The sequence below is a fragment of the Glutamicibacter sp. NPDC090743 genome, from assembly GCF_044769125.1.
Taxonomy (GTDB): domain Bacteria; phylum Actinomycetota; class Actinomycetes; order Actinomycetales; family Micrococcaceae; genus Glutamicibacter.
The window spans coordinates 189,199-201,220 of sequence record NZ_JBIVXE010000001.1 but is presented as its reverse complement, the minus strand read 5'-3'; the positions used below and the strand labels follow the sequence as shown (position 1 = coordinate 201,220).

Below are 12,022 nucleotides of genomic sequence, written 5' to 3'. Positions count from 1 at the left end.
GATGCTCACAACCGCAATGAAGCCTGTGACTCGTCTTGTCGAACGATGGATGCCCTCAGCAATGGTATTCGCCGTCCTGCTGACGTTGATCGTGATGCTCATGGCCTTGACGATGACCGACTCGTCTCCGGTCGCCGTGGTGAATGCTTGGGGCGAAGGATTGACAGGGCTACTGGCCTTCATCACGCAGATGTGCCTGGCCCTGCTCTTCGGGCATGCACTGGCCCATACCCGCCAGGTCCAGGGGGTGCTGTCGAAAGTATCAAGCATTCCAAAGAACGCGGTGCAGGCCTACGCCTGGGTCACCCTGCTGACCTGCTTGGTGTCCTGGGCCCAGTGGAGCCTGGGACTAATCGTCGGAGCGATTCTGGCCAAGGGTATCGCCACCAGCTGCCGCGAACGCGGCATCAAAGTCCACTTCCCTTTGTTGGTCGCTGCCGCCTACACCGGCTTTATTCCCTACCATATGGGATATTCAGGGGCAGCCCCGCTGACTTCGGCCACTCCTGGCAGCTTCATCGAGGAATTCCTGGGTGCTCCGGTCCCGGTTACGGAAACGGTCTTCAGCTGGTGGAATATGACTGGCCTGCTCATCATGATTCCCGCGCTGGTCATCGGCATGGCGATGTCCCGGCCTAAGACCGACGAGGAGATCCTGGAGATCCCGCTCAGCAACCCGGATTCCCAGACGGAGGCCCGTCAAGCTGGGAAACCGGAAAGCCCGGCAGATTGGATTGAATCCAAGCGCTACGTCACGACCGGACTGGGACTACTGCTCAGCGTCTTCATCGTCGGGCACTTCATGCGCCTGGGCTTCGTTTTGACCTTCGACATCGTGAACTGGTCGATGCTCGCGATCATCCTCTTGCTGGTTGACTCCCCTGTAGCGTTGGCCGGGCTGATCAAGAACGCTTCGACAGTCACCGGCGAAGTGCTGCTGCAGTATCCGCTGTACGCCGGCATCCTGGGGATCGTGACAACGACGGGACTGATCACCGTGCTCAGCGATGCGTTCATCTCGATGTCCAACGCGAACTCATTGCCGATTGTCGCCTTCCTCGCCGCCGGCTTGGTAAACATCTTCGTGCCCAGTGGTGGCGGCCAATTCGCCATTCAGGGACCGATTTTCATCGAAGCGGCCAACGCCTTGGGCACGGATCCCGCCTTGATCATCATGGCAATCGGTTACGGCGACACCTGGACCAACATGATCCAGCCGTTCTTCGCATTGCCGATCTTGGCGATCGCGGGGCTCGGAGTGAGATCCATCTTGAAGTACACCTTTGTTTCATTGGTCATCAGCGGTGCGGTATTCCTCTTCATCTTGCTGTTGCCCACCTACATTTTCTAACGAGCACGCAAACAAGGAATTCCCATGAGTCTTGAACAGTTTTCACTGGCCAACCGTCACGTTTTGGTGACCGGAGCTGGCCGCGGCATCGGGCAGGCTATGGCACTGGCAGCCGTCAAAGCCGGCGCACGTGTCAGCGCAGTGTCCCGCACGGAGTCCCAGCTGGAGCAAACACGGCAGCTTGCCGGACTCGATGGGCAACGCCTGCACACCTATACCTGGGATGTAGCGCAAACCGGCAAAGCCAATGAACTTGTAGACCTTGCCGAAGGCAACGGTCCGGTTGATTCCGTGATCCATGCTGCGGGTGTGCAGCTGCGCAAGCAGGCCATCGATTTGGATCCTGAGGAATGGCGATGGGTACAGAAGGTCAATGCCGAAGCCCCTCTGTTCCTCAGCACCGAGATCGCGCGGCGGGAGATCTCCCGCGGCAGCGCGGTCGGAAGCCACGTCTTCCTCTGCTCCCTGGCAAGCACCATTGGGCTGCCCAATGTCGCACCATACGTCATGTCGAAGTCAGCCGTACTCGGAGCTGTCCGCGCGCTGTCCCGGGAATGGTCGCAACAAGGCATCCGCGTGAACGGCATTGCTCCCGGATACGTCCAAACGCAGCTCACTTCAGATCTCCTGGCCAAACCGGCAGACAGAGAACGAATCCTCTCACGGATCCCGATGAATAGGCTGGGGCACACTGATGACTTTGCCGGACCGGTGGTTTTCTTGCTTTCGGAAGCATCCCGGTACATCACTGGACAGATGCTCAACGTCGACGGTGGCTGGCTGGCCTCCTGAATCAGCTAGCAGAGATGCGAAAAACCCCATCGCCTCTGGCAATGCGCCAGTGGTGATGGGGTTTTCCGCATCAGATGAGCCTTAGCGCGAACGGTAGTTCGGTGCCTCAACGGTCATCATGATGTCGTGCGGGTGCGATTCCTTCAGGCCTGCTGCGGTGATGCGGACGAACTTGCCGCGTGCCTTCAGCTCGGGAACGGTGCGTCCGCCAACGTAGAACATGGTCTGGCGCAGGCCGCCCACGAGCTGGTGGGTGACAGCCGACAGCGGGCCGCGGTAAGGGACCTGGCCTTCGATGCCTTCAGGGATCAGCTTCTCGTTCGATGGCGCGTCAGCCTGGAAGTAGCGGTCCTTGGAGTACGAGGTGTTCTTGCCACGGGTTTCCATTGCGCCCAGCGAGCCCATGCCGCGGTAGGCCTTGAACTGCTTGCCGCCCATGAAGACCAGATCGCCAGGGGACTCAGCGGTACCTGCCAGCAGGGAGCCGAGCATGACCGAGTCGGCGCCGGCCACCAGGGCCTTGCCGATATCGCCCGAGTGCTGCAGGCCGCCGTCAGCGATCAATGGAACGCCAGCTGGAATAGCTGCCTTGGCTGCTTCGTAGATAGCGGTAACCTGGGGAACGCCCACGCCGGCAACGATGCGGGTGGTGCAGATGGAGCCCGGGCCAACGCCGACCTTGATGGCGTCAGCGCCAGCATCGATCAGTGCCTTGGCACCGTCATAGGTGGCTGCCTGGCCGCCGATGATGTCCACGTGCGCGGCCGCTGGATCCTTCTTCAGGCGTGCAATCATCTCCAGCACGCCCTGCGAGTGGCCATTGGCGGTGTCGACAACCAGTGCGTCAGCTCCGGCGTCGATCAGGGTCATGGCACGCTCGTAGCCTTCGCCGAAGAAGCCAACAGCAGCTGCAACACGCAGACGGCCTTCGTCGTCCTTGGTCGCCAGCGGGTACTGCTCGGCCTTGTCGAAGTCCTTGACGGTGATCAAGCCGGTGAGCTTGCCGTCGTTATCGATGAGTGGAAGCTTCTCGATGCGGTTCTTGGACAGGAGCTCGATTACCTTCTCTGGAGCTACACCGTCATGAGCGGTCACCAGCGGCATGCCGGTCATCACTTCGTAGACCTTGGTGGTCATGTAGCGTTCGCGAGGAACAAAGCGGGTGTCGCGGTTGGTGATGATGCCCAACAGCTTGCGGTTCTCATCTACCACTGGCAGACCGGAGACGCGGTACTGAGCGCACAGCTCATCCCATTCAGCCAAGGTGGCACCCGGGTGCACAGTGACTGGGTCGGTGATCATGCCCGACTCGCTGCGCTTAACCTGGTCAACCTGCTTGGCCTGGGACTCAATGGAAAGGTTGCGGTGGATCACGCCGATACCGCCCTGGCGTGCCAGCGCGATTGCCATGGGTGCTTCGGTCACCGTGTCCATTGCAGCGGAGCTGATGGGCACCTGGATGTTGATGCGCTTGGTGAAGCGGGTGGTGGTGTCCGCCTCCGAAGGAATCACATCCGTCGGGCCAGGCAACAGCAGAACGTCGTCGTAGGTGAGTCCTTCAAAGGCAAAGGGGTTGAACTCAGTCACGGGGGAACCTTTCGGGGCGACAGCGGAGGTTGATTAAATGGTAGAGCTCTTTTGGCGTTCCGGTTATTCCTTCTTGGCGCACTGTGTTCAACCTCATGTCCCATCCCGCATCAGGGGTGATTTATTCCCAGTTTGTTGCATCCTTGAAAGAAGAAGCGAACTGGCGCTTGGCACTGAGCACGAAGGTCTTGGACAGGTGCGAATCATCCAGGTACGTCAAGACGTTGCCTATGACAGCTTTGCAGACCCCCTCGGGGCAGAGCAACCCCGTCATGTCCAGGGAAACAACCTGGTCGCCATAATCATTGGAATCCAGGAATTGCTCCACTGGATTCACGCTGTTCAAGGCGTAGCCGGCCGAACCATCGCAGTTGGCAGGAAGTCCCTTGTTCGAATCCACGCATTCCGGAATGGAGTAGGTATAGCGCGGGGTATCGCGCATCGCGATGACCCGGCTTCCGGCATCGAGCAGCGGCTGGATCATCTCGGCGTAGTTGTCCACCAGGATCTCCTGCTCCCCCGGGCTGCGAAGCATGTCATCAGGGTCCGCTACGGTCTTGCTGGCCGTGGTCAGCACCATCTGCGGAGCCAGATCCGCTACGTATTCCTGCGCCGCGTCCTGGAAACCGGAGCAGGCTTCTTCCACGCGGTCAGCATCGGAGCCGTAGCGGCAACCCGGTTCGTACACCAAGATCCAGCTGCCGCCAGCTTCCTCGATCATTGCCGAAGCCGCCGCAGACCAGTGCTGCATGTGCGAATCGCCCAGCATTACCAGGTCCGGCGCTCCCCCGTCGAAAGTGCCGCCCTGCTCGCAGAAGTGGATGCGCTCGTCATCTGGAGCGTTCGCCCCTTCGCAGACATCGCCGGGAGTCTGCCATTCGCTATCCAGTTCGGTCGCCAGCGGCAGGGTCAAAGCCGCAGGTGACGGATCCCAGTCATCTTCGGCGTTGGCCCCGGGGTTGTCGGTGGCGGTCTGCGCCGCGGCCATGGCCCTGCGGTGCTCGACGTTGTTCTCCCAGGCCATCACCGGAAGGCTGGCTACGCCAAGCCCCACGGCGACCACGGCAAACTGGGCAATGAGCTTGAACCCGGTTTGCGGAATCAGGCGCGAGAAGCTGGCACTGGCTTGCCAGGCGATGGCCGGTTTCTCGACGAACTTGGTGGTAGCCCATGAAGCGAGAATCGAGGCAAGAATCAAGACGCTGCCGGCAGCGAAGGAGGCCTTCTCGTTCCCGGAGACCTCAAGGTAGAAGACCAGCAACGGCCAGTGCCACAGGTACATGCCGTAGGACAGGTCGCCCAGCTTTACCAGCGGGGGCAAGGAAAGCAGGCCCGACGGGTTGGCCCAGCTGCGCGGTGCCGGAGCCGAGATCACCAAGGCGGCGGCGACCGTGGGCACCAAAGCCATGAAGCCCGGGAACTGCCCCTGCACATCCAGTACGGCGCCACTGCCTATGACGGTGGCCAGGCCGGCCCAGCCTCCGATGCGGCGGATCTTCTCGGGCAGGCTGGAGAGCCACGGCAATGCCAAGGCGAGCAGCGAACCGAGGGCGAATTCCCATAGGCGCGCGCCCGTGTGGAAGTAGGCCACCTGCTGGTTGGTGGCGGTGATGTGAATGGAATACGCGAGCGAGCCGAGGAAGATGGCTCCGAAGGCGCCGCCTGCTACGGCGGCGAAGCTGTGCCGGGAGAAGAACTTCTTCCAGAGCAGTGCGCTGCCGGCAAGAACCAGCGGCCAGATGATGAAGATCTGTCCCTGGACAGACAGGGACCAGAAGTGCTGCAGCGGCGAGGCGGCGGCTGTGTTGAAGGCGTAGTAGTCCACCTGGTGATCCGAGAGGTACCAGTTCTGCCAGTAGAACAGCGCGGCATTGGACTGGTCGATCAGCTCCAGCCAGCGCGTACTAGGCAGGATGATCCATGCCGCGATGACCACGCCAATGATGACTACCGCCGCTTGCGGTATCAGGCGCGAGAATCGATGCAGCCAGCCGTCGAGCAGAGGCGGGCGCTGCCCGCGGGCGATGCGCCGTGCGGTGGAAGAAGTGAGGAAGAAGGCGGAGAGCATCAAGAAGATGTCCACACCGCCGGAGACCCGGGAGAACCAGATGTGGTAGCACATCACCAGCAGGACTGCGAGGGCGCGAAGTCCCTGCAAATCAACTCGGAAACCGGCACGCTGGGTGCTTGTCCGAGACTGATCCAAGGTATGGCTCACTGGCTGCGCTTTCGTCGGGGACAGGTTATTGTCCTCGGCGTTTTCTACTTGATTCACGTCAGACAACCAACCATCTTATCAATTCGCCATGGCCACACCGTGCGAGTTGACGCTGCTGCCGCTGTAAAGCAGCGTATATAGATTGACCGTATTGGCCTGACCTGCTCAGGATTAGCTGTCGAAATTCGAGAACTGGCGCAAAGTTCCACGGCGGTTTGCCGCCCAGCCATCGTCGGCACGGCGGCAAATTGTTGCTTGGCCAGGTGAGCGAAGTCAATCCGCGCATTCTGAAACAGCAGCTTTCTTGATTAGACTCATGAATAACTCTGATCAGTTCTAGCCGAGAGGCTCCCGGGTGACGTCTTCAACTCCTATGCCAGGACGACGCGAACGCAACAAGCAGCAGAAGCTTGAACGGATCATCTCCGCGGCCAGCGAACTCTTCGCGGCACACGGTGTCGATGAGGTCACCACGCAGCAGATCGCCGACGCGGCGGATATCGGAACCGGAACCCTTTTCCTCTACGCCAAGTCCAAATCCGAGCTGCTGCTCATGGTGCAGAACCACCGCTACGAACGCTCCTTGGAGCAAGGCATCGAGGCCTCTAAATCAGCAAAGACCGCGCTGGAGGCAACCATGGCCCTTTTGGTACCGATCATCGACTGCAATCGGAAGCATGTCGACAACGGGCGCTTTTATCTGCGCGAAATGGTTTTTGGCGATTCGGCGGAACCGCATCATGCCGAAGCCCTGCGCATAGCGGCGTTGACCGAACAGGCGATTGCCGAGCTCCTGGGCACGCATAGGAATCTGGAGGCGCCGGAGGCAGCCACGATTGCGCGGGCCATCACTTCCATCCAGTTCCTGGCCATGGCTACTGCTGCGGACCCGGCACTGGCCACAGCTGAAGTCGCCCGGGGCATCCGCGCTCAGATTGCTGCAATCCTCCCCCACTGACGAGCAAAGCGCGCCCACCGCCCAGGCGAACGCGCTCGCTTTACTTCTGCTGCATGGAGATGACGGTCTTGCCGCGCCGGCCACCAGCCTCCATCGATTCAAGGGCCTCTGCAGTTTGCGCAAAACCGAAGACCTGGCCCACCACGGGCGTCAGGACCCCGGAGTCCACCAGTTCGGCAATGCCTCGCAGCTGCTGGCCGCTGGGCTTCATGAAGAGGAACTCGTACCCGACACCCAGCTTCTTGGCCTTCTTGAGAACTGACCGGCTTAGCGCGCGGACCGCCAAGCCCATCACCGGATTCAGCCCTGCTTCCTTGGCGAATGCCGGAGTCGGCGGACCCGAGATGCCGATGACCTTCCCTCCAGGGCGCAGGACTCCCAGCGACTTGGCAAGCGTTTCGCCGCCCAGGCTGTCAAGCACCAGGTCATAGCCCGAGATACTTACCTGGAAATCCTCGGTCTTGTAGTCGATGACTTCATCGGCTCCGAGATCCTGCAAGAATTCGGCGTTCGTCGCCGACGCTGTTGTCGCGACGTAAGCGCCCAGGTGCTTGGCCAGCTGGATGGCGATGGTTCCGACGCCGCCAGCGCCAGCGTGGATGAGTACTCGCTGCCCCGGCTGCAGATTTCCCCGCTCAACTAGTGCCTGCCACGCAGTCAGTGCAACCAGGGGCAGCGAGGCCGCTTGCACCAGGTCGATGGAGACAGGCGCCTTCGCAATATCCATTTCATTCACGGCAATGCGCTGGGCGAAAGCTCCGATCCGATGATCTCGAGGGCGGGCAAAAATCTGGTCCCCTACCGTAAAGCCGCGGACTCCTGAGCCGAGCCCGATCACGGTCCCTGCGACGTCGTGGCCGAGAACCAGCGGCATCTTGTATGGCAGGATTGCCTTGAATTCGCCTGCGCGGATCTTCTCGTCAAGCTGGTTGACGCCAGCGGCCGCAATCTCGATGAGTACCTCCCGCTCCCCCAACTCAGGTTCAGCGACCTCGGCCTGCACCAGGGCACCCTTGTAGTTTTCGAGAACGAACGCGTGCATGGAAGATCTCCTGTACGGATATGAAATGGGCATCAATCTTTGACTGAGTTCAATTATGAGCGCACTCATTTATCGTGTCAATGAGCTGGGTCACCCCGGGTGGATCGTTTTCTGAGAACAAAAAGCCGCCGCTGGATCCAGGAGATAAATCCTGGATCCAACGGCGGCTTTCGCTCACGAAGCAATGCTTCGGTGACGGGCTAAACCCTAGTGGCCGTGCGCCTCTTCAGCTTCTTCAGCCTTCTCTGCCACCAAGGTCTCGGTGGTCAGAACCAAGGCCGCGATCGATGCTGCGTTGCGCAGTGCCGAGCGGGTTACCTTGACTGGGTCGATGACGCCTGCGTGCAGCAGGTTCTCGTAGACACCGGTCTTGGCGTTGAAGCCTTCGTTGGCTGGGGACTCCGCCACCTTGGAAGCAACTACCGCACCGTCGAAGCCGGCGTTGGTAGCGATCCAGAAGAGCGGCTGCACCAGCGCGCGGCGGACAATCGCAACGCCTGCTGCTACGTCGCCTTCGGTGGCTGCGATGCGGGCATCGGTATCCAGCGAAGCCAGCGCGTCAACCAGGGCGGTACCGCCGCCGGCAACGATGCCCTCTTCCAGGGCAGCACGGGTGGAGGACACAGCATCCTCGATGCGGTGCTTGCGTTCCTTCAGCTCGACCTCGGTGGAAGCGCCCACCTTGATCACGCCGATGCCGCCGGACAGCTTGGCCAGGCGCTCGGACAGCTTCTCGCGGTCCCACTCCGAATCGGTGCGGTTCAGCTCAGCCTTCAGCTGGGCTACGCGCTCTGCGACATCTTCCTCGGTGCCAGCGCCATCAACGATGGTGGTGGAATCCTTGGTGATGGTCACGCGGCGTGCCGAGCCGAGTACCTCGGTGCCAACCTGGTCCAGGGACAGGCCCAGTTCCGGGGAAACAACCTGGGCACCGGTGAGGATAGCCAGATCCTGCATCATTGCCTTGCGGCGGTCGCCGAAGCCTGGAGCCTTGACGGCTACCACGTTCAGCAGGCCGCGCAGCTTGTTGACCACCAGGGTGGAAAGGGCTTCGCCCTCGACATCCTCGGCGATGATCAGCAGCGGCTTCTTCGCTTCCAGGACCTTTTCCAGCAGTGGCAGGAATTCTGCCACGGTGGAGATCTTGGCTGGGTTGATCAGGATCAGTGCGTCTTCCAGGACAACTTCCTGGCGCTCCTGGTCGGTGATGAACTGTGGCGAGAGGTAGCCCTTGTCGAACTGCATGCCTTCGGTCAGGACCAGCTCGGTAGCGGTAGTCGAGGACTCCTCGATGGTGATCACGCCATCGGTGCCCACGGTCTTGAAGGCCTTGGCCAGCAATTCGCCGATTTCATCCGACTGCGCGGAGATCGCGGCTACGTTAGCAACCTTGTCCTCTACGGCAACGGCGTTAGCGGCCAATGCGTCCGAGACGATCTCCACAGCCAGTTCAATGCCCTTGCGGACATCGCCCGGAGCGGCGCCTGCGGCGACGTTCTTCAGGCCTTCCTTGACCAGGGCCTGAGCGAGCACGGTGGCGGTGGTGGTGCCGTCGCCTGCTACGTCATTGGTCTTGGTGGCTACTTCCTTGGCCAGCTGCGCGCCAAGGTTCTCGTATGGATCTTCCAGATCGATCTCACGCGCAATGGTGACACCGTCATTGGTGATGGTCGGGGCGCCCCAGGTCTTGGCAAGCACCACATTGCGGCCGAGTGGGCCGAGGGTGACCTTCACCGTGTTTGCGAGCTTATCAATGCCCGCTTCGAGGGCGCGTCGCGCTTCCTCGTTGAATGCTAGCTGCTTAGCCATGCATTTTCTCCTGAAACTTTAGAGAGGTTGGCGTTACTTTACGACGACTGCCAGTACGTCGCGAGCCGAGAGCACCAGGTACTCTTCGTTGCCGACCTTGACCTCGGTTCCGCCGTACTTCGAGTACAGGACTACGTCGCCTTCTGCAACGTCCAGGGGAATGCGGTTGCCGTTGTCATCGATGCGGCCTGGGCCTACGGCGACTACGGCGCCTTCCTGTGGCTTTTCCTTAGCGGAGTCTGGGATGACCAGGCCCGAAGCGGTGGTGGTTACGGCTTCGACCTGCTTGATGACAATGCGGTCTTCGAGCGGCTTGATGGAGACAGACATGGTCTCTCCTTTTCGTGTATGAACCAATGGTTGTAGGGGTGCGCCCTATGGCATTGGACCAACCGTCGTCGCGGTGCCAGTTGGTGGTATCCAGTCAGGCGGTGTGTAACGCTGCAAGCTGCAGATGCGACTTCCATCGTGACACCCACACATGACTTTAGGACGAGCTTTAGCACTCGGTCAAGGCGAGTGCTAATCATTGCCCTACTTCTTCACACCGGTTCGCGCAGAGCGCACAGCCGCGGACTCTTCGATATCCTCCGGAGCGTCCAGATCCATCTCGGTGAGCTTGACCATCTTGGACTTGGTCACCATGCGGTGCACCAGCCACAGTCCGAGGAACAGCGGCAGCCCGATATAGGCCGAGAGCACTTCCAGCCCGTGGCCGGCCAGCACCGCTTGGTAGTTCTGACCGACGATCACGGCAATCAGCATCAGGAAGGCCACGATGGGTCCTAGCGGGAAGAGCGGGGCCAAGTAGGGCAGGTCCTTCACGCTGTAGCCCTGGGCGAGATAACCGCGGCGGAAGCGGTAGTGGGATACGGCAATACCCACCCAGACGATGAACCCGCACAGCCCCGAGACATTCAGCAGCCAGGTATAGGCCGCACCCTGGCCCACCAGGGCGGTGAGGAACCCGAAGAGGCCTACCGCAGCGGTGGCCAGCAGAGCCATGATCGGCACGCCGCGGGAGTTGGTGCGCCCGAAGATCTTCGGAGCCTTGCCATCGTGGGCCATGGAGTAGAGCATGCGGGTTGAGGCGTAGAGCCCCGAGTTGCCAGCCGAGAGGATGGCGGTGAGAATGACCGCGTTCATGGCAGCAGCGGCAAAAGCGATGCCGGCCCGCTCGAAGACCAGGGTGAAGGGCGAGGAAGCCACGTCGGCTTCGCCGCTGGCCAGCAGGCTCGGGTCGGTGAACGGAATCAGGCAGCCGATGATGAAGATGGCACCGATGTAGAAGAGCATGATGCGCCAGAACACCCGGCGGATGGCCTTGGGCACTTCGCGGCGCGGATCCTTGGCTTCGCCTGCGGCGACACCCACCAGCTCGGTGCCCTGGAAGGAGAATCCGGCAATCATGAAGACCGAGACGATGGACAGCCAGCCGCCATGGAAGACATCGTTGCCTTCGCGCCAGTTGGCCAGCGGATCGGTGTGCGCGCCGAGCACCCCGAAGATCATCAGCACGCCGGCGGCCAGGAAGGCGATGACGGTGACCACCTTGATCATGGCCAGCCAGAACTCGCCTTCGCCGAAGGCCTTGGCGGACAAAGCATTCAAGGCGGTCAAGGCCACCAGGAAAGAGCCGGCCCAGACCCAACCGGGGACATCAGGCAACCAGAAGCTCATCACGATGCCAGCGGCCACCAGTTCCGCCGCGACAGTGATGGCCCAGTTGAACCAGTAGTTCCAGCCGATGGCGAAGCCGAAGGAGGGGGAAACGAAGCGGGTAGCGAAGGTCTGGAAGGATCCGGCCACCGGGATCTTCGCGGTCATCTCGCCCAGGGACTGCATGAGCAGGTACACCATGAGACCCACCGCGGCGTAGGCCAGCAGCGCGCCGCCGGGACCCGCCTGGGCAATAGTGCCGCCGGAGGCCACGAACAGCCCGGTGCCGATGGAACCGCCAATGGCGATCATCTGCAGGTGGCGGCTGCTCATGCCGCGCTTAAGCTGGTTCTGCACCAGGGGTGCGGGATCCACGGCCTTTGGACCGGTTGTCGACGTCACTGTCGTTCGCTGCATAGGTTTCATCACAGGTGCCATACAACACCAGTTCCACAGGGGAATGCGACGTGGATCACTTCAGGTCTTGCGGAGGACATGCAGCCGCTTGCAGCAAGCGGGGCGAGTTGGTCCAGCGAACCGTTTCCTAGTGGCGGAGAACTGTAAAACAGCGATAGGGCTACTCGTTAGCCAGATGATCCAATTAGC

The 12,022-nt window shown here is 61.0% G+C and carries 9 protein-coding genes; 3 read left to right on the top strand and 6 right to left on the bottom strand.

Translation table 11 applies throughout. The features are described from left to right. Position 1 precedes the first annotated feature (1 nt). Complete coding sequence (locus ACIQTS_RS01015) at positions 2 to 1,351, top strand: short-chain fatty acid transporter (RefSeq protein WP_400400547.1); 1,350 nt, start codon at positions 2 to 4, stop codon at positions 1,349 to 1,351. Between the two features lie 24 nt (positions 1,352 to 1,375). Continuing rightward, the gene (locus tag ACIQTS_RS01010) at positions 1,376 to 2,143 is read left to right on the top strand and encodes an SDR family NAD(P)-dependent oxidoreductase (protein WP_105657607.1); all 768 of its coding nucleotides are present in this window, start codon (positions 1,376 to 1,378) and stop codon (positions 2,141 to 2,143) included. Between the two features lie 81 nt (positions 2,144 to 2,224). On the opposite strand, the gene guaB is transcribed toward ACIQTS_RS01010, so the two are convergent. Together guaB and ACIQTS_RS01000 are read right to left on the bottom strand one after the other, a co-directional pair. Then, entirely contained in the window at positions 2,225 to 3,730 is a 1,506-nt protein-coding gene (gene guaB / locus ACIQTS_RS01005; RefSeq protein ID WP_402470576.1) for an IMP dehydrogenase, read from the bottom strand. A gap of 121 nt (positions 3,731 to 3,851) precedes the next feature. Then, positions 3,852 to 6,005 (bottom strand): acyltransferase family protein, encoded by a 2,154-nt coding sequence (locus tag ACIQTS_RS01000; protein WP_402470573.1) that lies wholly within the window; start codon positions 6,003 to 6,005, stop codon positions 3,852 to 3,854. A gap of 316 nt (positions 6,006 to 6,321) precedes the next feature. Between ACIQTS_RS01000 and ACIQTS_RS00995 the strand changes: the two genes are divergently transcribed. Next, positions 6,322 to 6,906: a TetR/AcrR family transcriptional regulator gene (locus ACIQTS_RS00995; protein WP_400288470.1), complete on the top strand. Its 585-nt coding sequence runs from the start codon at positions 6,322 to 6,324 to the stop codon at positions 6,904 to 6,906. Positions 6,907 to 6,946: 40 nt separating this feature from the next. Here ACIQTS_RS00995 and ACIQTS_RS00990 read toward each other — a convergent pair whose 3' ends face one another. The 4 genes from ACIQTS_RS00990 to ACIQTS_RS00975 form a co-directional block, all read right to left on the bottom strand. Next, a complete protein-coding gene (locus ACIQTS_RS00990) occupies positions 6,947 to 7,948 on the bottom strand; it encodes an NADP-dependent oxidoreductase (RefSeq protein WP_400288471.1) in 1,002 nt (333 codons plus the stop codon). A 207-nt stretch (positions 7,949 to 8,155) separates the two neighbouring features. Continuing rightward, entirely contained in the window at positions 8,156 to 9,757 is a 1,602-nt protein-coding gene (gene groL / locus ACIQTS_RS00985; RefSeq protein WP_105657612.1) for a chaperonin GroEL, read from the bottom strand. 33 nt (positions 9,758 to 9,790) lie between these two features. After that, positions 9,791 to 10,087: a co-chaperone GroES gene (gene groES / locus ACIQTS_RS00980; RefSeq protein WP_133833647.1), complete on the bottom strand. Its 297-nt coding sequence runs from the start codon at positions 10,085 to 10,087 to the stop codon at positions 9,791 to 9,793. A gap of 204 nt (positions 10,088 to 10,291) precedes the next feature. Next, positions 10,292 to 11,833, bottom strand: a complete 1,542-nt coding sequence (locus ACIQTS_RS00975) for an amino acid permease (protein ID WP_400288473.1) — start codon at positions 11,831 to 11,833, stop codon at positions 10,292 to 10,294. Positions 11,834 to 12,022: the final 189 nt, after the last annotated feature.

Excerpts from the sequence above, each read along its gene's own strand:
- ACIQTS_RS01015 (WP_400400547.1), top strand. The coding sequence starts at position 2 with ATGCTCACAACCGCAATGAAGCCTGTGACTCGTCTTGTCGAACGATGG.
- ACIQTS_RS01010 (WP_105657607.1), top strand. The coding sequence starts at position 1,376 with ATGAGTCTTGAACAGTTTTCACTGGCCAACCGTCACGTTTTGGTGACC.
- ACIQTS_RS00995 (WP_400288470.1), top strand. The coding sequence starts at position 6,322 with ATGCCAGGACGACGCGAACGCAACAAGCAGCAGAAGCTTGAACGGATC.
- ACIQTS_RS00990 (WP_400288471.1), bottom strand. The coding sequence starts at position 7,948 with ATGCACGCGTTCGTTCTCGAAAACTACAAGGGTGCCCTGGTGCAGGCC.
- groL (WP_105657612.1), bottom strand. The coding sequence starts at position 9,757 with ATGGCTAAGCAGCTAGCATTCAACGAGGAAGCGCGACGCGCCCTCGAA.
- groES (WP_133833647.1), bottom strand. The coding sequence starts at position 10,087 with ATGTCTGTCTCCATCAAGCCGCTCGAAGACCGCATTGTCATCAAGCAG.
- ACIQTS_RS00975 (WP_400288473.1), bottom strand. The coding sequence starts at position 11,833 with ATGCAGCGAACGACAGTGACGTCGACAACCGGTCCAAAGGCCGTGGAT.